Annotated in this window: 24 protein-coding genes, 5 tRNA genes and 4 pseudogenes; 12 read left to right on the top strand and 21 right to left on the bottom strand. The window is 62.9% G+C overall.

The genetic code is table 11. The annotated features are described in order from the left end of the window. Positions 1-30 precede the first annotated feature (30 nt). Both prmB and aroC read left to right on the top strand, forming a co-directional pair. Positions 31-966, top strand: coding sequence for a 50S ribosomal protein L3 N(5)-glutamine methyltransferase (gene prmB / locus OKB87_RS01730; RefSeq protein ID WP_024945276.1), 936 nt, complete (start codon positions 31-33; stop codon positions 964-966). A 12-nt stretch (positions 967-978) separates the two neighbouring features. Beyond that, the gene (aroC, locus tag OKB87_RS01725) at positions 979-2,067 is read left to right on the top strand and encodes a chorismate synthase (protein ID WP_016350634.1); all 1,089 of its coding nucleotides are present in this window, start codon (positions 979-981) and stop codon (positions 2,065-2,067) included. Between the two features lie 100 nt (positions 2,068-2,167). Here aroC and OKB87_RS01720 read toward each other — a convergent pair whose 3' ends face one another. After that, entirely contained in the window at positions 2,168-2,983 is an 816-nt protein-coding gene (locus tag OKB87_RS01720; RefSeq protein WP_270826239.1) for a substrate-binding periplasmic protein, read from the bottom strand. Between the two features lie 323 nt (positions 2,984-3,306). Between OKB87_RS01720 and OKB87_RS01715 the strand changes: the two genes are divergently transcribed. Beyond that, a complete protein-coding gene (locus OKB87_RS01715; RefSeq protein ID WP_024945273.1) occupies positions 3,307-4,707 on the top strand; it encodes a DEAD/DEAH box helicase in 1,401 nt (466 codons plus the stop codon). 137 nt (positions 4,708-4,844) lie between these two features. Then, a pseudogene (locus OKB87_RS01710) lies at positions 4,845-5,249 on the top strand (transposase); the annotation flags it as partial. On the opposite strand, the pseudogene OKB87_RS01705 reads toward OKB87_RS01710, so the two are convergent. After that, a pseudogene (locus OKB87_RS01705) lies at positions 5,250-5,432 on the bottom strand (IS1595 family transposase); the annotation flags it as partial. A gap of 50 nt (positions 5,433-5,482) precedes the next feature. Between OKB87_RS01705 and OKB87_RS23635 the strand changes: the two are divergent. From OKB87_RS23635 to OKB87_RS23625, 3 genes are read left to right on the top strand one after another with little or no spacing between them, the layout of a single operon-like run. After that, positions 5,483-5,749 carry a leucine zipper domain-containing protein gene (locus OKB87_RS23635; protein WP_442866069.1) on the top strand — a complete coding sequence of 89 codons (267 nt, stop codon included), beginning with the start codon at positions 5,483-5,485 and terminating at the stop codon, positions 5,747-5,749. Then, positions 5,683-6,063: a helix-turn-helix domain-containing protein gene (locus OKB87_RS23630; RefSeq protein WP_442866072.1), complete on the top strand. Its 381-nt coding sequence runs from the start codon at positions 5,683-5,685 to the stop codon at positions 6,061-6,063. Before OKB87_RS23635 ends, OKB87_RS23630 begins: the two co-directional genes overlap by 67 nt. Next, positions 6,008-6,451 (top strand): integrase core domain-containing protein, encoded by a 444-nt coding sequence (locus OKB87_RS23625; RefSeq protein ID WP_442866071.1) that lies wholly within the window; start codon positions 6,008-6,010, stop codon positions 6,449-6,451. Before OKB87_RS23630 ends, OKB87_RS23625 begins: the two co-directional genes overlap by 56 nt. On the opposite strand, the pseudogene OKB87_RS01695 reads toward OKB87_RS23625, so the two are convergent. From OKB87_RS01695 to OKB87_RS01680, 4 genes and pseudogenes are all read right to left on the bottom strand, one after another. After that, positions 6,411-6,851, bottom strand: a pseudogene (locus OKB87_RS01695) (transposase); the annotation flags it as partial. The gene OKB87_RS23625 and the pseudogene OKB87_RS01695 overlap by 41 nt on opposite strands. 71 nt (positions 6,852-6,922) lie before the next feature. Further along, a pseudogene (locus OKB87_RS01690) lies at positions 6,923-7,456 on the bottom strand (GNAT family N-acetyltransferase). Beyond that, complete coding sequence (locus tag OKB87_RS01685; RefSeq protein WP_201973779.1) at positions 7,456-8,694, bottom strand: GGDEF domain-containing protein; 1,239 nt, start codon at positions 8,692-8,694, stop codon at positions 7,456-7,458. Before OKB87_RS01685 ends, OKB87_RS01690 begins: the two are co-directional and overlap by 1 nt. 207 nt (positions 8,695-8,901) lie before the next feature. Then, positions 8,902-9,396, bottom strand: coding sequence for a prolyl-tRNA synthetase associated domain-containing protein (locus tag OKB87_RS01680; protein WP_270826238.1), 495 nt, complete (start codon positions 9,394-9,396; stop codon positions 8,902-8,904). A 214-nt stretch (positions 9,397-9,610) separates the two neighbouring features. On the opposite strand from OKB87_RS01680, the gene OKB87_RS01675 reads away from it, so the two are divergent. After that, positions 9,611-12,040 (top strand): DNA polymerase II, encoded by a 2,430-nt coding sequence (locus OKB87_RS01675; RefSeq protein WP_270826236.1) that lies wholly within the window; start codon positions 9,611-9,613, stop codon positions 12,038-12,040. 131 nt (positions 12,041-12,171) lie between these two features. Here OKB87_RS01675 and OKB87_RS01670 read toward each other — a convergent pair. The 7 genes from OKB87_RS01670 to OKB87_RS01640 form a co-directional block, all read right to left on the bottom strand. Beyond that, positions 12,172-12,248, bottom strand: a tRNA-Val gene (locus OKB87_RS01670). Between the two features lie 37 nt (positions 12,249-12,285). Next, positions 12,286-12,362, bottom strand: a tRNA-Val gene (locus OKB87_RS01665). Positions 12,363-12,473: 111 nt separating this feature from the next. Continuing rightward, positions 12,474-12,550, bottom strand: a tRNA-Val gene (locus OKB87_RS01660). 17 nt (positions 12,551-12,567) lie between these two features. Next, positions 12,568-12,644: transfer RNA gene (locus tag OKB87_RS01655), tRNA-Val, on the bottom strand. Between the two features lie 12 nt (positions 12,645-12,656). Continuing rightward, positions 12,657-12,733: transfer RNA gene (locus OKB87_RS01650), tRNA-Val, on the bottom strand. 160 nt (positions 12,734-12,893) lie between these two features. Continuing rightward, positions 12,894-14,273, bottom strand: coding sequence for an MATE family efflux transporter (locus OKB87_RS01645; RefSeq protein WP_270826234.1), 1,380 nt, complete (start codon positions 14,271-14,273; stop codon positions 12,894-12,896). 146 nt (positions 14,274-14,419) lie between these two features. Then, positions 14,420-14,626, bottom strand: a complete 207-nt coding sequence (locus tag OKB87_RS01640) for a YaeP family protein (protein WP_005301307.1) — start codon at positions 14,624-14,626, stop codon at positions 14,420-14,422. Positions 14,627-14,756: 130 nt separating this feature from the next. Here OKB87_RS01640 and OKB87_RS01635 point away from each other — a divergent pair, with 130 nt between their 5' ends. Further along, positions 14,757-15,374: a riboflavin synthase subunit alpha gene (locus OKB87_RS01635; RefSeq protein WP_270826233.1), complete on the top strand. Its 618-nt coding sequence runs from the start codon at positions 14,757-14,759 to the stop codon at positions 15,372-15,374. A gap of 89 nt (positions 15,375-15,463) precedes the next feature. Here the strand turns inward: OKB87_RS01635 and OKB87_RS01630 are convergent, their stop codons facing one another. The 4 genes from OKB87_RS01630 to OKB87_RS01615 all read right to left on the bottom strand — a co-directional run bounded on the left by OKB87_RS01630 (position 15,464) and on the right by OKB87_RS01615 (position 18,879). Continuing rightward, positions 15,464-15,667, bottom strand: coding sequence for a CPXCG motif-containing cysteine-rich protein (locus OKB87_RS01630; RefSeq protein WP_005301298.1), 204 nt, complete (start codon positions 15,665-15,667; stop codon positions 15,464-15,466). A 269-nt stretch (positions 15,668-15,936) separates the two neighbouring features. Continuing rightward, the gene (hxpB, locus tag OKB87_RS01625) at positions 15,937-16,596 is read right to left on the bottom strand and encodes a hexitol phosphatase HxpB (RefSeq protein WP_270826231.1); all 660 of its coding nucleotides are present in this window, start codon (positions 16,594-16,596) and stop codon (positions 15,937-15,939) included. Between the two features lie 128 nt (positions 16,597-16,724). Next, the gene (gene purT / locus OKB87_RS01620) at positions 16,725-17,903 is read right to left on the bottom strand and encodes a formate-dependent phosphoribosylglycinamide formyltransferase (RefSeq protein ID WP_270826230.1); all 1,179 of its coding nucleotides are present in this window, start codon (positions 17,901-17,903) and stop codon (positions 16,725-16,727) included. Positions 17,904-17,988: 85 nt separating this feature from the next. Next, a complete protein-coding gene (locus OKB87_RS01615; protein ID WP_211067480.1) occupies positions 17,989-18,879 on the bottom strand; it encodes a DMT family transporter in 891 nt (296 codons plus the stop codon). 225 nt (positions 18,880-19,104) lie between these two features. Between OKB87_RS01615 and OKB87_RS01610 the strand changes: the two genes are divergently transcribed. Next, positions 19,105-19,692, top strand: coding sequence for an FMN-dependent NADH-azoreductase (locus OKB87_RS01610; RefSeq protein WP_026080124.1), 588 nt, complete (start codon positions 19,105-19,107; stop codon positions 19,690-19,692). A 96-nt stretch (positions 19,693-19,788) separates the two neighbouring features. Here OKB87_RS01610 and OKB87_RS01605 read toward each other — a convergent pair whose 3' ends face one another. The 4 genes from OKB87_RS01605 to OKB87_RS01590 form a co-directional block, all read right to left on the bottom strand. Next, a complete protein-coding gene (locus tag OKB87_RS01605; RefSeq protein ID WP_016350844.1) occupies positions 19,789-19,968 on the bottom strand; it encodes a hypothetical protein in 180 nt (59 codons plus the stop codon). A 163-nt stretch (positions 19,969-20,131) separates the two neighbouring features. Beyond that, positions 20,132-20,320, bottom strand: a complete 189-nt coding sequence (locus OKB87_RS01600; protein WP_016350843.1) for a DUF4250 domain-containing protein — start codon at positions 20,318-20,320, stop codon at positions 20,132-20,134. Next, a complete protein-coding gene (locus OKB87_RS01595) occupies positions 20,317-20,787 on the bottom strand; it encodes a MarR family winged helix-turn-helix transcriptional regulator (protein WP_016350842.1) in 471 nt (156 codons plus the stop codon). The genes OKB87_RS01600 and OKB87_RS01595 overlap by 4 nt, the downstream gene beginning before the upstream one ends. Before the next feature lie 169 nt (positions 20,788-20,956). After that, on the bottom strand, positions 20,957-22,171 hold the full coding sequence (locus OKB87_RS01590) for a UPF0149 family protein (protein WP_270826226.1): 1,215 nt from the start codon (positions 22,169-22,171) through the stop codon (positions 20,957-20,959). Between the two features lie 212 nt (positions 22,172-22,383). Here OKB87_RS01590 and OKB87_RS01585 point away from each other — a divergent pair, with 212 nt between their 5' ends. Then, positions 22,384-23,256 (top strand): CvfB family protein, encoded by an 873-nt coding sequence (locus OKB87_RS01585; RefSeq protein ID WP_270826224.1) that lies wholly within the window; start codon positions 22,384-22,386, stop codon positions 23,254-23,256. Continuing rightward, entirely contained in the window at positions 23,257-23,568 is a 312-nt protein-coding gene (locus tag OKB87_RS01580; protein WP_270826222.1) for a DUF1289 domain-containing protein, read from the top strand. Positions 23,569-23,607 lie beyond the last annotated feature (39 nt).

The raw sequence follows: 23,607 nt of genomic DNA, 5'->3' as shown, positions 1-23,607 counted from the left end.
GGCCGGATATTACTCGACTTGGAGGTGGATTTGGACAAGATATTTATCGATGAGGTGGTTGCCGAGATGCACACCATCCAGGACATGTTGCGCTGGGCCATGAGTCGTTTCAACGACGCCGGGATCTTCTACGGACATGGTACCGACAACGCCTGGGATGAAGCCGTGCAGCTGGTACTGCCCGCGCTACATCTGCCGCCGGACGTGGATCCGGGCATGCGCCACTCCCGTCTGACCACCAGCGAACGGCACCGTATCGCCGAGCTCATCATCCGCCGCGTGCAGGAGCGGGTACCGGCCGCCTACCTGACCAACAAGGCCTGGTATGCCGGTTGGGAGTTCTACGTGGACGAGCGGGTGCTGATTCCCCGTTCCCCCATCGCCGAGATGGTGGCCAACCGCTTCGCCCCCTTCCTCAAGCATGAACCGACCCGGATCATGGACTTGTGCACCGGCTCCGGCTGCATCGCCATCATCATGGCCCACGAGTTCCCACAAGCCGAAGTGGATGCCATCGACATCAGCGTCGATGCCCTCAACGTGGCCGAGCGCAACATCAACGATCACGGGCTGGAGCAGCAGGTCATTCCGATCCGCTCCGATCTGTTCCGCGATCTGCCGGTCGGCGACAAGTACGATCTCATCGTCTCCAACCCGCCCTACGTGGATTCCGAAGACATGTCGGATCTGCCGGACGAGTTTCGTCACGAACCCGAGCTGGCGCTGGCCTCCGGCTCCGACGGCCTCAAGCTCACCAAGCGTCTGCTGGCCAATGCCGCCGACTTCCTCAAAGAGGATGGCGTGCTGGTGGTCGAGGTGGGCAACAGCATGATCCATCTGGAAGCCCAGTTCCCGGACGTGCCCTTTACCTGGGTCGAGTTCGAGAACGGTGGTCACGGCGTGTTCGTGATGAGCCGTGCCGATCTGGTGCAATACCAGGACTATTTCGCGATTTACAAGAGCTAAGCAGGAGCACTCATGGCAGGGAACAGTTTCGGCCAACTCTTTCGTGTGACGACCTTCGGCGAGAGCCACGGCCTGGCGCTGGGCGCCGTGGTCGACGGCTGCCCGCCGGGACTGGAGATCAGCGAAGCGGATCTGCAGGGGGATCTGGACCGGCGCAAGCCCGGCACCTCCCGCTACACCACGCCGCGCCGCGAGCCGGACGAGGTGAAGATCCTCTCCGGGGTGTTCGAGGGCAAGACCACCGGTACCTCCATCGGGCTCTTGATCGAGAACACCGATCAGCGCTCCAAGGACTACTCCGACATCAAGGACTTGTTCCGCCCGGGCCACGCCGATTACACCTATCACCAGAAGTATGGCCAGCGCGACTATCGTGGCGGCGGTCGCTCCTCCGCCCGTGAAACCGCGATGCGGGTGGCGGCGGGTGCCATTGCCAAGAAGTACCTGAAACAGGTACACGGCATCGAGATCACCGGTTTTCTCTCCCAGCTCGGCCCCATCAAGGCAGAAGCCTTCGACGCGGCCCAGATCGAGCAGAATCCCTTCTTCTTCCCCGATGCGGGCAAGCTGGAGGCGCTCGATCAATACATGCGCGACCTGAAGAAAGAGGGCAACAGCATCGGTGCCAAGGTGCAGGTCATCGCCAGCAATGTGCCGGTGGGCCTCGGTGAGCCGGTGTTCGATCGCCTCGACGCCGACATCGCTCACGCCATGATGGGCATCAATGCGGTGAAAGGGGTGGAGATTGGCGACGGGTTCGCGGTGGTGGAGCAAAAAGGCTCCGAGCACCGTGACGAGATGACTCCGGCCGGCTTTGCCAGCAACCATGCGGGCGGCATTCTGGGCGGCATCTCGTCGGGTCAGGATATCGTGGTGAGCTTAGGCTTAAAGCCCACCTCCAGCATCACGGTACCTGGCAAGACCATCACCACCGAGGGTGAGGCCACCGAGATGATCACCAAGGGTCGCCACGATCCTTGCGTCGGCATTCGTGCCGTGCCCATCGCCGAAGCGATGCTGGCACTGGTGCTGATGGACCACCTGCTGCGCCACCGTGCCCAGAACCAGGGCGTGCTGACCCATACCCCGCAACTGCGCTGATCGGCCTGTTCACTGCTCGGCTGATCGAGTGGAGCAGCCACAGTCACAGTCAAAAGGCGACCTCAGGGTCGCCTTTTTCATGGGTATTCATCGCGCTGGGTTATTGGTTGGGTGTCACCTGCTCAGCCGCCGGGTTGTCGAGTCGGCAGGGGGGCGGTGCCACGTTACGGCCGGGTGGGGGCAGGCTGGCAATCACCTCATTGATTCGGGCGAGCTGCGCATCGGTGACGGCCGAGCTGGCAAACATCAGGCTGACCGGTTGGTGATGGAGCAGCAGCTGGCAGCGGATAAAGCCGTCGGCCCCCAACTGTTGCAGCCGGTAGCGGGCGTATTGCCACTCCATGATGACGCCGTCCAGCCGGCGAGCCAGCAGCAGATCGACCAGTCGGTCATCGGCGTTGTATTCGCTCGCGTTCTTGAGGGCGGGGCACGCTTCCATCAGCTGGATGGGGCGGGTGCCGCGCAGCTTGCCAAGGCGCAGCTGGCTTTGCTGGCAAAGCTGCGACAGGTCTGACACCACCAGCCAGGGATCTCGCTGGCCCGGGATGGGGTTGTTGCTCAGCAGCACAAAGGTACTGCGCCGATAGGGCACCGAGAAGCGGGCAAAGGCGCGCCGCTCCGGCGTATCGAGCGCCCCCATGGCCACGTCCAGCTGCTGCTGTTCGAGCAGATGGATGGCCCTGGCCCAGGGCAGGTTGCGAAAGTGGGATTCCAGCCCCGCCTGGCTCAGGATCTGGCGAGTCAGGGTGACGTCCAGCCCATCCAGCGTCCCCTGGGGATTGATGTAACTGAACGGGGGCCAGTGGCTCCAGGCCACCGACAGCCTGGGCTTGGCCTGCAGCGGCAGAGAGAGCCCAATCGCCAGCAGGGCGAGCAAGAGCCAGCCCGTGGCAGCCGACAGAAGATGAACACGCATGAACCTGAACCTCCTTGTACAGGACGGATGCGGCGGTATCGCCGTTATCTGGCATCAAGCATAGCCTGATTCGAATGAGTTCTTGAGCGGCTTTTCCGGGCGGGACGGTGACCTGCTTTTGGCAAACATGCTGGGAGGAACGTCACATTTTTCTCGTTTCTCCTCAATAACTCCGTTAGACTGCGCCCCTATTCTTTCCCCTTTGCTCTGCTCCCCGGGGAAATCGTTGTGTTCTCAACAGGCCCGAGTCTGGCGAGATGGCATCGGCTCAGCAGAGGAGCCCCATCCCGGATTGTCGGCGCCCCTATCCCTAGCAGGTAATTATGAGTTTTACTTCCCTCGGTCTGGCCGAACCCTTGTTGCGTGCCGTTGCCGAGCAAGGCTACGACACCCCGTCTCCCATTCAGCAACAAGCGATCCCGGCGGTACTGGCTGGCCGTGATCTGATGGCCGCCGCCCAGACCGGGACCGGCAAGACCGCAGGTTTTACCCTGCCGATGCTGCAGCGTCTGACTGAAAGCAAGCGCAAGGTCTCCCCGAACCGCATCCGTGCCCTGGTGCTGACCCCGACCCGCGAGCTGGCCGCCCAGGTGGGCGAGAGCGTGCGCAACTACGGCAAACACTTGCCGATCCGCAGCCACGTGGTATTTGGCGGCGTGAGCATCAACCCGCAGATGATGGCCACCCGCCGTGGTCTGGACGTGCTGGTGGCCTGCCCGGGCCGCCTGATGGATCTGTACAACCAGAACGCCGTCAAGTTTGACGAAGTGGAAATCCTGGTGCTGGACGAAGCGGATCGCATGCTCGACATGGGCTTTATCCGCGACATCCGCCGCATCCTGGCCCTGCTGCCGAAGAAGCGCCAGAACCTGCTGTTCTCCGCCACCTTCGCCGACGAGATCCGCGAGCTGGCCACCGGCCTGCTGGACAACCCGGCGGTGATCGAAGTGACCCCGCGCAACAGCACCGCCGAGCGTATCGAGCAGCTGGTGCACCCCTGTGACAAGGCCAACAAGATTGCCCTGCTGAGCCACCTGGTCACCAGCAACAACTGGCAGCAGGTGCTGGTGTTCACCCGTACCAAGCACATGGCCAACCGCGTTGCCGAGACCCTCGACAAGAACGGCGTCAGCGCCGCCGCCATCCACGGCAACAAGAGCCAGGGTGCCCGTACCCGCGCCCTGGCCGGTTTCAAGGATGGCAGCGTCAAGGTGTTGGTGGCGACCGACATCGCCGCCCGTGGTCTGGATATCGACAAGCTGCCGCAGGTAGTCAACTTCGAGCTGCCGAACGTGGCGGAAGATTACGTGCACCGTATCGGTCGTACCGGCCGTGCCGGCGCCGCCGGTCATGCCATCTCGCTGGTTGCGGCCGATGAAGGCAAGCTCATCAAGGCCATCGAGCGGCTGACCAAGCAGAACATTCCGTGCGAGCAGGTGGCCGGCTTTGAAGCCTCCCGCGAGACGCTCGACAACATCGCTCGTGGCATCGGCGCGCCGCTGCGCAAAGAGCCGCGCGATCCGAGCGAGCAGCGCCGTGCACCGCGCCCGCAAGGTCAAGGCCAGCGTCAGGGCGCCGGTCGCTCTGCCAACGGTGGCAATGGCGGCGGTAACCGCTCCGGCAACGGTGGCAAGCCCAAGCCCCAGGGCGGTCAGCGTCCGGAAGGCGGTGCCGGCAAACCGGCTCAGGCTCGTCGTCCCCGTCGCGCTACCCATAACCAGTAAGCGGCCTGGGAGCCTGCTCCCTCGCTCGGTTGATGCAAAAAGCCCCGCCACTCTGGCGGGGCTTTTCTATGGCTATGTCCCAGTTATGTGTTGAAAGGCTAACCTTGAAGTAGGTCATCACCTTGAGGGCCTCCATCATGGATACCCAAGCCTTTCAACAGCTACTGTCCCTCTTCCCATCACTCACTTTGCGTCAGCGTCGTCTCGTGCAACATGAACTCACCCCCCATCACCTCGCTGGCCACTCAACTCCCCGCATGCCAATGCTGCCCTCACTGCCAGGCCGAGGCCACACAGTTGGCTCCCTGGGGCTGGTCTCGAGGGCTGCGCCGCTATCGCTGTAAGCACAGTGTCTGCGCACCAGTTCCGTGCTCACCAACACGCCTCTCGCCCGACTTCGCAAGCCACAATGCTGGGAAGACTATGCACAGGCCCTCATCGACGGTCTGACCGTCCGGCAGGCGGCGCCCCGCTGTGGGGTCAGTAAAAACACCGCCTTTTTATGGCGCCACCGCTTCCTGAAGGCCATGGCTAGCCACCAGGTTGCCTGCTCTGTCTTGCACCACCATCACCGGGATGTAATCCGGCCCTGTGCCTCGGGTACGGCCTTTGCCGCCACGCTGGCGGGCCGGGCGGGGCAATCCGCGCTGTCCTTTGAACGATTCTAAGAAGAAGGTCTCATCGACCTCGACGATACCCTCTTCCCGTACCGCCTGGTGGCTAGCTGTGATCTCTCTGTAGGTTGTTGACTCGGGGCATTCCCGCAAAATTGGAGGTGCCAACCAAACCAATCATCCGAGGTGCCCGAGTGAACAACCATAAAAATGCCCGATTAACCCTCTTCGGTCGACAGCTTCTTGTCCGGCGTATCCTTGAACAAGGCCTGCGCGTTGAAGAAGCGGCTCACGCCGCCGGGGTCAGCACCCGCACCGCTACAAGTGGCTCACGCGATATCGCCAGGAGGGGCCTGATGGGCTGCACAATCGCTCTTCTCGACCCGCATTCTGTCCCCATGCCATCGATGACCAGCGACAACAGGTGATTATCGCACTGCGCAAGCAACGACAGACTTATCGGCACATCAGCCAAGCGTTGGGCATCGGACACAGTTCCGTCGCCCGTATCCTGCAACGAATGGGACTGAATCGACTGGCGGATCTGGCACCTGCCCCTCCAGTACAACGCCATGAACATGAGAAACCGGGTGACTTGCTGCATTTGGACATCAAAAAGCTGGGGCGTTTCCGTCGCCCCGGCCATCGTGTCACCGGTGACCGCAGCCAAGACTCTCCGGGGCAGGATGGGAGTATGCGCATGTGGCGGTGGCCGTGTGGCATTCAGCGTCCTGCATCCTGATGAAACGGAGCGCAGTGCCTGTCTGACGCTGTTACAGGCTCTTCGTTACTACGCCGGGCTTGGTATTCGTTTCAGCCGGCTACTCACGGATAATGGTGCCGGTTATCGGTCGAAACGCTTCCAGAAACTGTGTCGTCGGTTGGGGCTCAAGCACCTGCGCACCAAGCCTTACACACCACAAACCAATGGCAAAGCAGAGCGCTTCATTCAGACAGCCCTGCGTGAATGGGCCTATGCCCGGAGCTATGAGTCGTCAGAGCAACGGGCAGAACACTTGACCCCGTGGCTGCATGAGTACAACTGGCATCGTCCTCATGCCAGTCTGAACTACCAGCCCCCAATCAGTCGTCTTCAATTTGTGAACAACCTGGTGGGTTTACACAGCTAGCCATGGCCTTCAGGAAGCGGTGGCGCCATAAAAAGGCGGTGTTTTTACTGACCCCACAGCGGAGCGCCGCCTGCCGGACAGTCAGACCGTCGAGGAGGGCCTGTGCATAGTCTTCCCAGCATTGTGGCTTGCGAAGTCGGGCGAGAGGCGTGTTGGTGAGCACGGAACTGGTGCGCAGACACAGCTTGCAGCGATAACGGCGCAGCCCTCGAGACCAGCCCCAGGGAGCCAGCTGTGTGGCCTCGGCCTGGCAGTGAGGGCAACATTGGCATGCGGGGAGTTGAGTGGCCAACGAGGTGATGGGATGAGGGGTGGTGAGTTCATGTTGCGCGAGACGACGCTGACGCAAAGTGAGCAATGGGAAGAGGGACAGTAGATGTTGAAAGGCTTGGGTATCCATGATGGTGGCTCTCAAGGTGATGACCTACTTCAAGGTTAGCCTTTCAACACATAACTGGGACATAGCCTTTTTTATTGTCTGCCGCTCGGTCCTGGTCCCTTGGCCGGGGCCAGCCGGTAAAACCGGATCCAGCAGCGATCGCCGGCATGGTAGCGGCGATCCAGCCATTGCCCGCCGGCGGCGGCAATGACCTTGAGCGAGGCGGCATTTGCCTCGTCGCCGCTGATGAGCATGGGCTCGCTCAGCACATGGCGCTGCAGCTAGCCGAGCAGGGTGCGGGCGGCGCCTTCACCCCGGCGGGTGGGACGGGTCTCGTAACCGATGTGGCCGAGCCACTGACAGGTGGCGGGGTTGTCGCCGTGACGCAGGCGCAAGGTGGCGAGGATCTCTTCCCCTTCGAGGGCAAAATAGGTGGTGGTCGGTGGGTAGCCCGGCGGCAGATGCAGCCCATCGGCATGGGCGAGCAACTCCTGCAGCCACTGATCCGGGTCGAATTGCGCCACCTGATAGAGCGGCAACCCGGCGGCGCCACATTCGGCCACGTAGCGGCGGTAGGCGGGGGCGTCGGTCAGCCGAGCGGCCCGGCACTCGATGGAGGGTTGCATCAGGTCTGGGTGGCCAGGGGCCACAGCGGCCTGGGCTCGCTGTGGTGCGGCTCCTGGATGCAGGCGCGCTGGCGGCCGGCCTGTTTGGCGGCATAGAGTGCCCGATCCGCGCGCGGATAGGCCTGCTCGAAGCGCTCGCCCTGCTGCAGCGAAGTCAACCCGATGCTGAGGCTGATGGGGCCGCCGGCCAGCGGCCGGGTGGCGTCTGCGACCCGCTGCTGCAGGGTCTGGCAGCAGGCCGGCAGCGTTTGCGATGTCTCCATCACCAGCAGCGCCAGCTCGTCGCCGCCAAGGCGGCCGGCCAGCCCCGCCGGCGGCAGGCTCTCCCGGATCACCCGGCCCACCGCCCGCAACATGGCGTCGCCGGCGGGGTGACCGTGGCGGTCGTTGATCTGCTTGAAGTTGTCCAGGTCGATCAGCAGCAGTTGCCAGGGGCGGGCACTGCGACAGGCACGCGCCGCCAGCTGCTGCTCGAAATGGTGGCGGCTGTCCAGCCCGGTCAGGGCATCCAGGTTGGCGCGCCGCTCCAGCTCGCGCTGGGTGGCGAGCAGCGCCTGCTGCTGGCGAGTGTGCACCAGGCTCAGCAAAATGAAGCTGCGGGCGATGGTAAAGAGCAGGCTGAGCAGGATCACCGGGCCGAGCAGGGGATCGGTGAGGCTGGAGGCGGCCGACTCCGGCCACCACTGATGCTTGGCCATCCTGACCAGCTGCAGGGCCAGTTGCAGCGCAAGCAACAGGATGGCGAAGCGCAGCACCCGGTAGGCGGGTGCCAGCCGCTGATAGCGCCAGAGCTGCCACAGCAGCAGGCATATCTGCAGCGAGATGGCCCCGGAGAGCACCACGATCCGGCTGTGTATGTCATCCGGCGGCAGCTGCGCGGCGGTGACGGCGAACAGCAGGAAGCCGGCGAGGGCGAGGAGCGGGCAGAGCCAGCCAAAACGGTCGGCCTCGCGCCGGAAAAAGTGGCGCAGCCCCCGCTCATAGAGCAGCGGGGTGGCGATGATCAGCAGATTGGTGAGCAGGATGTTGGCAAGGGAGCTATCCCCCGTGAGGGTTCGCAGCAGCAGGCAGCCAAAGGCGGCGGCGATGGCCAGTTCGCTGGCCGACCAGTAGAGCAGGGAGCGCAGCGGTCGCTGGGTATGCCACAGGTAGGCGAAAATGGCCGCGACCCCGATGTGCGACAGGCTGACGAACAGCACCAGACTCAGCAACTGGGCCGAGGAAAACAGACTCTGCATCAAGGGTGTGGGCTCTTCCTGCCGGGAACGGCGCTGCGACCTCAGGGCCGGGTGACTGGGCCGGATCACAGCATGAATTGCGCCGCTGAGCAATGGTTTAAGTGAGCCGGGCACGATCGCGGCAACAACCGCCACAAGAGGGCTGCTGACTCGATTAATCAGGGGCGGGGCATGACGCCGGGGCGTTTATGCTTCCCCCTTCTTGGATCAGTTGCTCACGACCGGCAGCCGCATGACGGTGGCCTCCCGGCCGAGGTGGGCCAGCAGGCGGCGCACGTCGTCGAGGCGGATAAGCAGGGTGGCGGTATTGACCAGCGGGTGGCACTGCACCCGCTCGGCCTGCCAGATCGTTTCATCCACCACCAGTTCCACCGCTTTTTCCCTGTCGCGTACCATGGCGAGCAGGGTGACCGAGCCCGGGGTGAGGCCAAGCACGGATTCCAGGCGCTCTGGCGAGCCAAAGCTCAGCCGCTTGACCCCAAGGGCGGCAGCCAGACCTTTGAGATCGACCCGGCTCTCTTCAGGGCTAACCACCAGAAACAGTCGCTCGCTCTTTGGGTCGCGCAAAAAAAGGTTTTTGGTCTTGGCGGCGGGCAGCTTGGGCAGCAGCCGGCTGGCCTCCTCACAGGTGAAGACAGGAGCGTGATCGATGCGCTGATAGGGAATGGCCAGCTGATCCAGCAGAGAGTAAAGCGCCACCATGACCTCCTGATGTCGGGTGAAGAGTGGGGTGTTGGATGAATGGCGCGGCGAATAAAGCCGCCACCGGCAGTCGCTGCCAGTCTGGCCGAGCTTACCAGTTTGCGGCGCGGCTCGCAGCCTGCGTGGCCATGGATGGCGGCTGGCGTGGCAATTGCAGCAAAGCACTGTATGAACGTACAATGGTTCCATCCCAGCGTTGACCCCAGTAGCCTGCATGATCGAGATCAAGCCTGTTCCTCCCGTTACTCTGCCACTCGATGGCTTCATCCTGACCCGTCACGGGCGGGATGTGCGCGGTCGCAACGGGCATGGCGAACGCACCGAGATCGTGATGTGGCTCTGGAGCGCGCAGGGGCCGGTGCGACTGGTGGTGCCGGGGCAGGAGCCGGTCTTCTTCCTGCCCCAGAGCCATATGGAAGAAGCCGCCGAGTTGTTCAAGGGGGCGGGGGTGAGCGGGCGGTTTCGCCGCTTGCCGATGCACACCTTCGACGGCCGCGCCGTGGTGGGCTGCTACTTTGCCACCCTGAGCGCCTTTCACCGTGCCATCGAGCTGCTGCTCATCCGCGGGCTGGAGCACTTCGAGGCGGATATCCGGCTGCCGGAGCGCTATCTGATGGAGCGTTTCATCACCGCCGGCGTGCGCTTCGAGGGGCGCACCCTCAAGAAAGGGGGCAAGCACGGCTACTGGGAGGTCAACGAGGCGCGCTGCGCACCGCAGGCGGTGACGCCGACCCTCTCCTGGGTGTCGCTGGACGTGGAGTGTGCCATGGACGGGGCCCTCTTCTCGGTGGGGCTCTACAGCGAACAGGATGCGCGGGTCATCATGATCGGTACGCCGGAGGCGGATGCCGACAGCTGGGGGACCCAGGTCGAGTGGGTGGCGGACGAGAGCGCCCTGCTGAGTGCGCTGGAGCGCTGGTTTGTGCGGCACGACCCGGATCTGGTCATCGGCTGGAACGTGGTCAACTTCGACTTTCGTCTGCTGCTGCGCCGCGCCGAGCTCAACAAGCGGCGGCTGCGGCTGGGGCGCGGCCACGAGCTCTGCTTCTGGCGCTCATCGCGCAATGATCCCCAGAGCGGCAGCGTCATCATTCCCGGGCGCATGGTGCTGGATGGCATCGACACCCTCAAAAGCGCCACCTGGCAGTTCCCGAGTTACAGCCTGGATGCAGTGGCGAGCGAGCTGCTCGGCCGTGGCAAGGATATCGAGGACGTGGCCAACCGGGGCGAGAAGATCACCGAGCTGTTCCACTCCGACAAGGAGGCGCTGGCCCGCTACAACCTGGAAGATTGCCGGCTGGTGTGGGAGATCTTCGATTTCTGCCACCTCATCCCCTTTGCCATCGAGCGCGCCTCCCTCACCGGCCTTGAGCTGGACCGGGTAGGGGGCTCGGTGGCCGCCTTTACCAATCTCTATCTGCCGCGGCTGCATCGCGGCGGCTACGTGGCGCCCAATTTGCCGGCCGACGGCGGGCTGGCGAGCCCCGGTGGCTATGTGATGGACTCCAAACCCGGCCTCTATCGCCACGTGCTGGTGCTCGATTTCAAGAGCCTCTATCCCAGCATCATCCGCACCTTCTGCATCGATCCCATGGGGCTCATCGAGGGGCTGCAGCATCCCGACCACACCATTGCGGGCTTTCGCGGCGCCCTGTTCTCCCGCGAGCGCCACTTCCTGCCGGATCTCATCGCTACTCTGTGGGCGGCACGGGATCGGGCCAAGGCCGCCAGCAACAAGGCGCTCTCCCAGGCCATCAAGATCATCATGAATTCCTTCTACGGGGTGCTGGGCTCGGGGGGCTGCCGCTTCTACGACCCGCGGCTTGCCTCCTCCATCACCTTGCGCGGTCACGGCATCATGCAGCAGACCCGGGAGTGGATCGAAGGGGAGGGCTTCGAGGTGATCTATGGCGACACCGACTCCACCTTCGTGCACCTGGGGCGGGATGCCAGCCCCGAGCAGGCGGACGAGATTGGCCGGCGGTTGGCGAAGATGATCAACGACAACTGGGCGGCGCTGATCAAGCGCGAGTTCGATCTGCCGAGCTATCTGGAGATCCAGTACGAGACCCACTATCGCCGCTTTCTGATGCCCACCATTCGCGGGCTGGAGAAGGGGAGCAAGAAGCGCTATGCCGGGTTGGTGGCGGGCCATCAGGCAGGTGAAGAGGAGCAACTGGTGTTCAAGGGGCTTGAATCGGTGCGCACCGACTGGACGCCTCTTGCCAAGGCGTTTCAGACCCGCCTCTATGAAATGGTGTTTCACGACCAGGATCCCAGCGGCTATGTGCGCACCATGGTGGACGAGACCCGCGCCGGCCTTCACGACGAGCTCTTGGTCTATCGCAAGCGGCTGCGCCAGAAACTCGAAGAGTACCAGAAGAACGTGCCACCCCATGTGCGGGCGGCGCGTCTGGCGGACGAGGAGAACCTGCGCCGCGGCCTGCCCCAGCGCTATCAGCATCGGGGTTCTATTGCCTATCTGATGACCCTCAATGGCCCCGAGCCGCTGGAATACCGGCGCAGCGCCATCGACTACGAGCACTACATCGACAAGCAGTTAAGGCCCATTGCCGATGCGATCCTCCCCTTTATCGGCGAGTCGTTCGAGCGGATCTGCGGCCAGCAGCTCGATCTCTTCTGAGCGGCGTGGAGCGGGGAGAGGTTGACCTGCCAGGCATGGCTGAGCGTATGGCGGTTCAGCCGTGCGGATGCCGGGAGAAGCAGGAAAGGGGAAATGCAAAAAGCCCGCTCGAGGAGCGGGCTTTTCTAATCTGGTGCGTCCTAGTGGATTCGAACCACCGACCCCCACCATGTCAAGGTGATGCTCTAACCAGCTGAGCTAAGGACGCAGGGTGCGCAAGGCGACGTTATCTGATTGCAGGGGAGTGGTGGGTTTAATTGGATTCGAACCAACGACCCCTACCATGTCAAGGTAGTGCTCTAACCAACTGAGCTATAAACCCACATCTGTGTTCAACCGGGTTCGAACCAACGACATCGCCTACGCCATGTCAAAGTACTGTTCTAACCAATTGACCTATAAATCCACATCTGCATTTCTATCAATTCTGTTATGGTGCGTCCTAGTGGATTCGAACCACCGACCCCCACCATGTCAAGGTGATGCTCTAACCAGCTGAGCTAAGGACGCATAACAGGTTTCCATGATGGTGCGTCCTAGTGGATTCGAACCACCGACCCCCACCATGTCAAGGTGGTGCTCTAACCAGCTGAGCTAAGGACGCATCACGGAAAAGTGGTGGGTTTAATTGGATTCGAACCAACGACCCCTACCATGTCAAGGTAGTGCTCTAACCAACTGAGCTATAAACCCACTTTGCAAACCGGGTCAGAAACCCGTTTCACCACACCAGCACTGCTGGCGTGGTCGGCATACTACCCATGCCCCCCAAGGCTGTCAACAGGCCGCACGCACAAAGCAGACTGTTTGCCCAGTTCTTGCGCAGCCTGTTGATTTTGCAGGCGAGTTTGCCCTATTGCGCCTTGGAGAGGGCGCTGCAGGCCTCCGGGCTGGCAAAGCGGCCATAGATATGACGCAGGCGGGCACCCAGCATCAGGGCGGCGCCGGTCAGGCCGACGATGAAACCGATCCAGAAGCCCTGCGGTCCCATGCGCGGCACCACCCAGTCGGTCAGCCCCAGGATCATGCCGGTGGGCAGCCCCAGTCCCCAGTAGGCGACGATGGTGACGTAGAAGATCGCCTTGGTGTCCTTGTAACCGCGCAGGGCGGCTGCGGCCACCACCTGCACCGAGTCGGAGATCTGGTAGATGGCGGCGAAGAACAGCAGTATGGCCGCGAGGGTGATCACCTGCAGGTCGTCGGTGTAGATACTGGCGATATGCTCGCGCAGCAGCACGGTGAGGGCGGCGGTACCGGCAGCCACCGCCATGCCCAGCATCAGGCCGGTGCGGGCGGCGACACGGGCGTGCGCGGGCTGCCCCTCGCCGATGCTGTGGCCGACCCGGATGGTGACACCCACCCCAATCGACAAGGGCAGCATAAACACCAGGCTGGAGAAGTTGAGGGCTATCTGGTGGCTCGCCACCGTCTCCGCACCGAAGGGGGCCAGCATCAGGGCCACCACGGTAAACAGGGTCACCTCGCAGAAGATGGCCATGGCGATGGGGAAGCCCAAGCGGAACAGGCGCCAGATCCGGCTGCCATTGGGGCGTGCGAGCCGGGAGAAGAGGTTGATCTCCTTGAAATGAGAGGAGAGCTTCACATAGACGATCATCGCCAGCAGCATGGCCCACAGCACGATGGCGGTCGCCACGCCGCAGCCGACCCCGCCGAGCTTGGGCATGCCGAGGTGGCCGTGGATGAAGACATAGTTGGCGGGAATATTGACCGCCAGCCCCACGAAGCCGATCACCATGGTCGGCATGGTGTGGGAGAGCCCCTCGCTGAAATTGCGCAGCACCTGGAACAGCACGAAGGCGGGCAGGCCCCACATGATGGCGTGCAAAAAGCCGGTGGTCTTGGCGGCCATCACCGGATCCACCTTCATCAGGTGCAGCGCCAGCGGGCTGAAATAGAGCGCCAGCATGGCGATCGGGATCACCATCAGCGCCAGCCAGAAGCCCTGATGCACGGCGGGACGTACCTCGTCCCGCTTGCGGGCCCCGTTGAGCTGGGAGACGATGGGGGTGAGTGCCATGATGATGCCCTGGGTCAGCAAGATGATCGGCAGCCAGAAACTGGAGGCCACCGACACCGCCGCCAGATCCACGGCGCTGACCTGGCCCGCCATCACGGTATCGACGAAGCTCATGGCGACCTGGGCCACCTGGGCCACCAGAATGGGACTGGCTAGACGAACGAGTTGCCTCGCCTCGGACCAATAACGTTGCACTGACACCTCCGAGTGGATCAGATAAAGCGTAAAAAGAGCGGGTAGCGGGAAGAGCCTTTGCACTCCCGAAACGGGAATGCAAAGTGCGGGGGGGTCATTCTAGCCTGAAATTCATCCGGGACGAAACGTTTGGCGCGAGGGCCGGATCAGGCGTCTTCGTGATCGCTGATCAGCAGGTTGGCGGCGGCGTAGGCGGCCTGTTCGCGCAGATCCGCCGGTACCCGCTCGTCCGATGCCACGGCATTGAGCGCCCTGATGGTGGCGGCAATGGCCTGCGGCACATAGCCCTGCTCCCCGGAGCCAATCTGGTTGTAGGCGATGCGAATGGCCTCACAGCATTGATATACCTGCATTTTTATTTCCTTGTCAGCGCTGGTTTGAATGCCGTCACTATAGCGATCGGCCGCCCGCTTGTCAGCCAGCGCGCTTGTCTGGGGCACGAGGCGAGGGTACCCTGCCTTTTTTCGTAGCAGGAGACGAGACATGTTCACCGGCATAGTACAGGGGACCGCCGAACTGGTGGCCATCGACGAGCTGCCCAACTTTCGTACCCACGTGATCCGCATGCCGAGCCCGGCCTGGGGCGAGGGGCTGGTGCTGGGCGCCTCCGTGGCCCACAACGGCTGCTGCCTGACCGTCACCCGGGTCGAGGGAGAGCTGGTCAGCTTCGATCTGATGCAGGAGACCCTGCGCCTCACCAACCTCGGTCAGCTGCAGCCGGGGGACAAGGTCAACGTGGAGCGGGCTGCCCGCTTTGGCGATGAGATTGGCGGCCACGCCATGTCCGGCCACATCATGGGCACCGCACAGGTGGTGTCGGTTATCGGCACCCCCAACAACCGGCAGGTATGGTATCGCCTCGCCCCAACGCTGATGAAATACGTGCTGACCAAGGGTTACATCGGCATCGACGGCATCAGCCTCACCGTGGGGGAAGTGCGCGGCAGCGAGTTCTGCGTCAATCTCATTCCCGAGACGCTGGCTCGCACCAACCTGGGTTGGGTCAAAGCCGGCTGGCACACCAACATCGAGATTGACCCCCAGACCCAGGCCATCGTCGACACGGTGGAGCGGGTACTGGCGGCCCGTCAGCCGGGATAAGCTGACCAACGCGCCCTCAGGGATTTGCCATTGAAAAGGGCCTGCATCATGCAGGCCCTTGGCGATCTTGTGGGTGCGTTCACTGGCAGTCAGAACATCTGTTCGTCGTCTGCGTCCACAAACAGTTGCAGGCAGTCGCGCGCCTCATCCCGGTGCAGTCGCAGATGGATGGGGTTGCAGCAGGCCATGCAATCCTCGTAGAACTCCTGATCCCCCTGGCTGGCATCCAGCTCGACCCGGGTATGATGGCCACAGTGGGGGCAGACGATGCGCTTGCTGGTGTACTCGATCATGATGACCTCCTCGGGCCCGTGGGCCGCCTATCTCCCCTGATTCTAGTTGGTTCGCACCGTCCTGACCGCGAGCAAGCGCACGTTTATGACCGGGATCAAGGGAGGCAGGAGGTCAGTCCGACAGCACCTGCCTATTGTTTACTTGACCCAGCTGGCCAGCATCTCGGCATCCAGCTCGGTGAGCGAACGTAGCTGATGATCGGCAATGGCCAGACGGGGATCGCCCACTCATGCTGGGTGCATGGGAACGATCAGCGCCTGTTTGTTGTTTATTTGGTCCAGTTGGCCAGCATCTTGGCATCCAGCTCGGTGAGCGAGCGTAGCTGATGATCGGCAATGGCCAGACGGGGATCGCCCACCAGCGCGGGGTCGGGCACGATCAGCGCGGTCATGGAGGCCGCCTTGGCCGCCAGCAGGCCGGTGAAGCTGTCTTCAATGGCCAGGCAATGCACCGGCTCCACCCCCAGCTTCTCGGCGGCGTGGATATAGACATCCGGGTGCGGCTTGCCGAAGCGCTCCACCTCGGCGGAGTGAACCGCCAGGAAGCGATCGCGAATGCCGAGCTTGCCGAGCACCGCTTCCACCATGGCAAAGGGGGAGGAGGTCGCCAGACCTATTTTAAGGCCTTGCGCCTCGATGAGATCGAGTGCCTCCAGCACACCGGCCTTGGCCTGACCTTCGGAGAGGATCAGCGAGTTGACCCGATCCAGAATGCGCTGCACCACCTCTTCCTGGCTGGGGCCGCTCCAGGGGCGCAGGCGATACCAGTGGGCCACCAGCTGATCGATGCGCACGCCGATGGTCGATTCGCAATCTTCCACCGTGTGGGGATGGCCCAGCTCGGAGAACACGGCCATCTGGGCCCGTTGCCAAAAGGGTTCCGAGTCGATCAGAACACCATCCATATCGAAGATCACGGCAGTTAACATCTTGTACTCCTGACATAGGTGAGGGGGGGATTATAAGCGAGGCGCCTCAATGCAAAAGGGGCATTGCCATGCCCCTTGCGCCGGATCACGCAGGCAAACGTTTGTTTGTGCGAGACAAAAAACAGCGGTCAGAAAATCACGTCCACCCTGGCGGCCACGGCTTTGGCCTGCTCGACGGCGGTGGGGCAATCTTCAGCCCGGGCCAGCGCCACGCCGAGCCGGCGGCGACCGGCGATCTCCGGCTTGCCAAACAGCCGCAACTGGGCGCCCGGCACCAGGGCCAGCGCTTCGCCAATCCCCTGATAGCGGATGTCCTGGCTGTGGCCTTCGCGCAGCACCACGGCGGAGGCGCTCGGCCCGTACTGGGTGATGGTGCCGACCGGCAGCCCCAGAATGGCGCGCACGTGCAGGGCAAACTCGGAGAGGTCCTGAGAAATCAGGGTCACCATGCCGGTGTCGTGCGGGCGCGGCGAGACCTCGCTGAACCACACCTCGTCGCCCTTGATGAAGAGCTCAACCCCGAACAGGCCGTAACCACCGAGGGCTTCGACCACCTTGGCCGCCACGGCTTTGGAGCGGGCCAGTGCCAGTTCGCTCATGGCTTGTGGCTGCCAAGATTCGCGGTAGTCGCCATCTTCCTGCCGATGGCCGATGGGCTGACAGAAGTGGATGCCATCGACGGCGTGTACCGTGAGCAGGGTGATCTCGTACTCGAAGGGGACGAACCCTTCGACAATCACCTTGCCGCGGCCGGCGCGACCGCCCTCCTGGGCATAGGTCCAGCTCTCGTCGAGCCTGGCGAGGTCGCGCAGCACGCTCTGGCCCTTGCCGGACGAGCTCATCACCGGCTTCACCACGCAGGGCAGACCGATGGTATCAACGGCGGCGACAAACTCCTCCTTGCTCTGGGCAAAGCGGTAGGGTGAGGTGGGCAAGTCCAGCGTCTCGGCGGCGAGGCGACGGATCCCCTCCCGGTTCATGGTGAGCTGGGTGGCACGGGCGTTTGGCACCACCTTGACGCCCTCTTGCTCCAGGGCAGCCAGGGTATCGGTGGCGATGGCTTCAAGCTCGGGAATGATCAGATCCGGTTTGACCTCGTTGACCAGGGCGCGCAGGGCGGCGCCGTCCAGCATGTCCAGCACATGGGCTCTGTGCGCCACCTGCATGGCGGGGGCATTGGCATAGCGGTCGGCGGCGATCACCTCGATGCCGAAGCGTTGCAGCTCGATGGCGACCTCCTTGCCAAGTTCGCCGGAGCCCAGCAGCAGGGCGCGGGTGGCGCCGGGGCGGGTAGCAGTTCCAAACATGTGATCTCTCCTGATGTCGTGGGTGACGGTTGATGGCCGCTATCGCACGAATAGCGGGCAAAAAAAGAGGCACGCATGGCGTACCTCAGGAAACGGATTTGTGGGCGCGCTGCTCCAGATGAGTGAGCAGGGTGATGGCGCCGATGATGATGGCGGCCCCGAGCCACAATCGGCCGGGCGGCGCCCAGCCAAACACCAGCCAGCCGGCCAGCACGTTCATGGGCAGCTTGGCAAAATCAAAGGGTTGCACGAACGAGGCCTCGGCCACGCTGTAGGCGCGGGCGATGGACATCTGGGCCAGTGCCGACAGCACGCCGGAGGCTGCTACCAGCAGCCACTGGGTTTCGCTCGGCCACTGCCACTCCGGCAGGGCCAGCATGGCGTTGAACGGGGTGCTGAAGATGAGCAGGTAGACGACGATGGTGTGGGACGACTCGCTCGCCGCCTGATAGCGCACCAGCAAGGAGTAGCCGGCCCAGAACAGGGCCGCCGCCACCGGCAGCAGGGAGGCCCAGCTGAAATCGTCGGTCCAGGGGGCCAGGATCAGCATGGCGCCGACAAAGCCGGCCAGGGTCGCCAGAATGCGGACCCGGCTCACCTGCTCTTTGAGAAAGAGGGCAGACCCCAGGGTGGCAAACAGCGGCGACGTCATCAGCAGCGCGATGCCCTGCCAGATGGGCACGGGCACCGCCAGCGCCCACAGCCAGAACTGGATGCCGACCACCGCCAGGGCGACCCGCAGCAGGTGCAGCCGCAGCTGGTTGGTCATCAGCGACTGGCGCAGACCGTGACGAATGAGCCAGGGCAGCAGGCAGACCAGGGCAATCAGATATTGATGGAAGGCGACCTGGGTCGAGGGAAGGCCGAGCTTGAAGCTGACATACTGGCTCAGGCTGTTGACGGCGGCGAAGCAGAGGCCCGCTACCATCATCCAGACTGCACCGGCAAAAGGAGAGTGCCTGCGCGAGGGTGTCATGGGATCCGGAACGCTGAAAAAAGTGCGGCGGATCATAACGGCAATCGTTTGTTCTGCCAAGCCTTGGCGGGGCGGGGGAGCGGTGGCTGGCGAGAGAGTGAGCTAACATCAAATATTTTGAATAAGTTGAGCATCTATTTTCGCTATCTGTATAGAAGCCCAATGTTTAGAGTGACCTCCATCGACAGCACCGCTGTTCAACCGACAACCAAATGGAGTTTCACCATGGCCAATATCCTCGTACTCAAGTCCAGCATCCTGGGCCAATATTCCCAATCCAACGCCCTGATCGACGGCTTCCTGGCCGACCATCCGTCCGACACCGTCACCGTGCGTGATCTGGCGTCTCTGAACCTGCCGGTGCTGGATGGCGAGCTGGCCATGGGCCTGCGCGGTGGTGAGAACCTCAATGAGCGTCAACTGGCTGTGCTGGCCCAGTCCGACGAGCTGGTCGCCGAATTGAAGGCAAGCGATCTGGTGGTGATTGCCGCCCCCATGTACAACTTCAACATCCCGACCCAGCTGAAGAACTGGATCGATCTGGTGGCCCGTGCCGGCGTTACCTTCCGTTACACCGAAACCGGTCCGGTCGGCCTGGTGGAAAACACCCGCGCCCTGGTGATCAGCCCCCGCGGCGGCATGCACGTCGGCAGCGCCACCGATCTGGTGACCCCCTACATGCGCACCGTGCTGGGTTTCATCGGCATCAAGGACGTGGACTTCATCTACGCCGAAGGCATGGGCATGGGCCCGGATGCCCAGGCCAAGGGCATCGAGCAGGCCAAAGGCCAGCTGGAGACCCTGGCACTCTGATCAAGACGGTACTTTGCCAGGCGTCAGAAAGCGACAACGCAGCCCTCGGGCTGCGTTGTCTGTTTTGGGGACTTGTGGCGAATGGGGCCGGGCAGGTTAATCCCGCAGAAAGCGGCGACAGCCGCTGCCAACCATCAGGCAGACCGCTACCAGGGAGCCCAGCAGCAGGGTGGTGAGCCACTGCTCGGCGCTGTCGGGCAGGCGCGGTGACAAGAGGCCGATCATCAGCAGGGCACAGAGGGTGATCAGGCTGGTCGGGCGGGTCAGGAACATCATGGGTCATCCTTGGCTGCGGCTGGTGAGTAGAAGGCTAACCGCGGTCTGTGACAGCAAGATGTATCCGTACCTCTTGCCGCAGGTCAGTTGACCGGGGTAGCCATCACCATAGCAGCTTTTGCCGCCGGAGCCAGCGGCATGGGCCGGGTTGTGATCCGGATCCCTATCTGAACTGCTTCTGATCTTCCTGATAGTGGAAATCACCGCTGGCCAGCCTGGCGACCAGCGCCGCCTTGTCGAGATCCTGCGCCTTGCAGAGATCATCGAGATCATCGAAGCGATCACGCAGCTGCATGTTGACCAGGCTCAGCAGCATGTTGACGTCCATGGTGGCAAAGTTGTTCAGGTTCATGAGGGTCGCTCGCTATCCAGCAGGTGAAGTTGTTCGATGGCGTCGCTGACGCTTTGCAGGTGCAGACGAATGGATTGGCGCGCCTCGGCCGGCAGGTAGTCGGTGAGGGTGTGCTGCCAGCTGCCCGCTTCGGTCTTGAGCTGCTGGAACAGGGTGAGCCCCGCCTGGGTGAAGGAGACCAGGCTGACCCGCTTGTCGTGTTCGCTACTCTCGGTGAAGAGGATCCCTTTCTCCACCAGGCGGTGAATTTCACGGGAGATCCGCACCTTGTCCATCCCGCTCGCCTCGACCAGCTCTTTCTGGCTGATAGGGTAGTTGGGGCCGAGCACCATCATCAGGCGCCATTGGGGCACCGTCAGCTGATAACGCTGCTGGTAAAACTGCTCAAAGGTGTCGCGCACCATCTCGGCGGCGTGAACCAGCTGATAGGGGGGATAGTGGGCAAGCAGCTCTATGATCTTTGACATATGACATCCTGCTGTGACGGCTGCATCGGGTGCAGTTTCTCTTGATACTTTGGCCTTGATGATACGTAACACAAGGCCGTTTGTCTGAACATGCACCAGAGAAATGTGCGGTTGCGCACGTCATCCGCCGCAACCGGGTCTGTTCGAGGCTGGTTTTGTGGCTGCGGGCTCAGCCTTTGCGCAGCCAGATCAAGGCATTGTGCTTGAGCCAGGCCTCGCGGCTTTGCAGGGTGTAGAGCGCCGCTTCGTCGCGACTGCCCGCCTGCCAGCTGTGGGGCTCCTGTTTGGGCAGCTTGCGCTGGCCCAGCAGACAGGCCGGCACATGGGCGTTGGCCTTGATGGCGGCGCTCAGCAGCGGCTGCGCGGCCTCGGCCCCCGCGCAGACAAATGTCATCAGCGCCTTGTTGTAGAGCAGCCAGCTGGAGGCCTCATCAAAGCGCACCAGCAGGTCCTGCAGCGCCTGCCACTCCCCTTGCAGGGCATAGAGGCTGGAGAGGGGATAGCGGCAACCCAGCTCGTCGGCCACACACAGCTCGAGCAGCGCCAGATATTCGCTGCGCGCCTGTGCCAGCTGGCCGAGGCGCAGCAGACAGTCGGCCCGTCCGGCCCGGGCAGCCAGCAGCGGGCGCGCTTCGTGGGCACTCCAGCCATGGCCGGCAATCTGCTGCCAGAAGGCGGCGTCGAACAGCGGCTCTGCGTCGGCGATCACCTTGTCGAACCAGCCGAGGCGGCTGTGCGGATCGCGACTGGCATCGGCCAGTTCGAACCACTGCTGCCACTGCTCGGCCTGCTGGCTGTCCAGCGCCAGCTCCGTGCTTGGCACGGCCTGATACTCGTCCAGTTGCAGCAGCTGGTTGAGGGCGGTCTTCATGTTCTGGCGCTGGCGCTTGCAGAACTCCATGAAGGGGAGGTCGCTGCCGGCGGCCGAGTGCAGCATCTGCGCCATGGGCTTGTCGCGAAACAGGCTCAGCTCGGCGGCCAGGCTGAAACGGTACTGGGTGGTCGGGTCGTTCAGATCCTTGGGCTTGGGCCAGGTGGCAAAGCCCTGGCTGAAGCCGTAGCACCACTGACCGAGCGGGTGACTCTGCTCGAAGACCTGTTCCGGGCTCTCGGTGGAGAGGCGGCACTGGCTCGGCAGGGCGAGCTGGGCCTCATCGGCCTGGGCTTCCAGCTCGGCGATCAGATGGTGCAGCGCGGCGCTGCTCTTCTCATCCAGCTCGGCGTCATGGGGCAACAGACCGGCCAGCGGGGCCTGCCAGTCAGGGGCATCCGGCCCGACCAGGCGAGCGCACAAAAAGCCGTGCAGCGCCGGGTAGGTCATGTCCTGCCCACTGTGGGTCTGGATCCATTGATTGAGATGACGGGTACGAGTGGATGGATTCATCGACAGTTCCTCTGGATTTTGACAGCGGCGAAGTCTACCCAAAAGTGGGGTTATTTGCAGCTAAAGGGCGGCTGACTGGCGATTATATCGCCGTAATGTGGCCAAAAGGCCCTGAAAATCATCCGCGAACAGGGCAAGGGACTAGGCCCTGTTACCGCTCTTGGGGTAACATGCGCGCCCATACGGACAATGAAAAATTGGCCATCCGGACAATGAAAGAAGAGAACACCATGCTACAGATTGGCAAGATGAACACCCTTACCGTAGTCGAGCTCGAAGAGCGCGGCGCCTGGCTTGCGGCCGACGAATATGGCGAGCTACTGCTGCCCAAACGCCAACTGCCGGAAGGGGTGGCCGAAGGCAGTGAGGTCAAGGTCTTCCTCTATCTGGATGCCGACTGCGAGCCGGTGATCACCACCGACAAGCCGTTTGCCATGGTGGACGACATCGTCGGCCTCAAGGTGGTCAATGCCAACAAGATCGGCGCCTTCCTCGACTGGGGCATGAAGAAGGATCTGTTCGTGCCGACCCGTGAGCAGAACAAGCCGATGCAGGTGGGCCACGTCTATCTGGTGCGGCTGATGCTCGATCACGAGGGGCGCATGGTGGGCACCAGCCGCCTCGAGCGCTTCCTGCGCACCGACAAGCCCCCCTTCAAGGCGGGTGACGAAGTGACAGCCCTGCCCGGCGAGCGCACGCCGCTCGGCATCAAGGCGATCGTCAACGGCGAATACGCCGGCATGCTGTTCAAGAACGAGGTGTTTGGCCGGGTGACCACGGGCCGGCCGCTGACCGCCTGGGTCAAGCAGGTGCGTGATGACGGCAAGCTGGATCTGACCCTGCAAAAGCCGGGCATGGCGCGGATGGACGATGCCGGCGAGCTGATCCTGGCCCGCCTCAAGAAGCAGGGTGGCAGCCTGGCGGTGGGTGACAAGAGCGAACCCGAGCTCATCTACAAGCTGCTTGGCATGAGCAAGGGCACCTTCAAGAAGGCCATCGGCGGCCTCTACAAGCAGGGCAAGATTGTGCTCGAGGACAACTGCATCACGCTCGTGGCTGCCGATAGCGCGCCGGATGGCAAATAAGTGCCAAGCCCCTGCATTGGCCATTGCCAGGCGAAAGATGGCCTCTGCCTCGGCTGTGGCCGTACCCTGACCGAGATAGGTCGCTGGTCCGCCATGGACAGTGATGCCCAGCTGGCGGTGATGGCGCAGCTGGACGGCTCAACCAGCACCCACCGCTGCCCTGGCTGTGGTGAGCCGGCATTTTGCGCCGTGTCAGCCGGCGCGACCATCGCCGAGTGCTGGTGCAGCCAGCTGCCGGCCCTGCCCATGGGGGAGGCCAGCGCCTGCTGGTGCCGCCGCTGTCTGGTCAAGGCCATTGCGGCCCGCTCCTGAGGGGCTTTGCAGAAAAGAGAAAGGCGCCGAGGGCGCCTT

Origin of the sequence: Aeromonas sp. Y318-1 (assembly GCF_027706125.1) — a bacterium.
GTDB lineage: Bacteria > Pseudomonadota > Gammaproteobacteria > Enterobacterales > Aeromonadaceae > Aeromonas > Aeromonas hydrophila.
The sequence above is the reverse complement of the archived record's forward strand: the minus strand, read 5'-3'. Positions and strand labels throughout refer to the sequence as shown.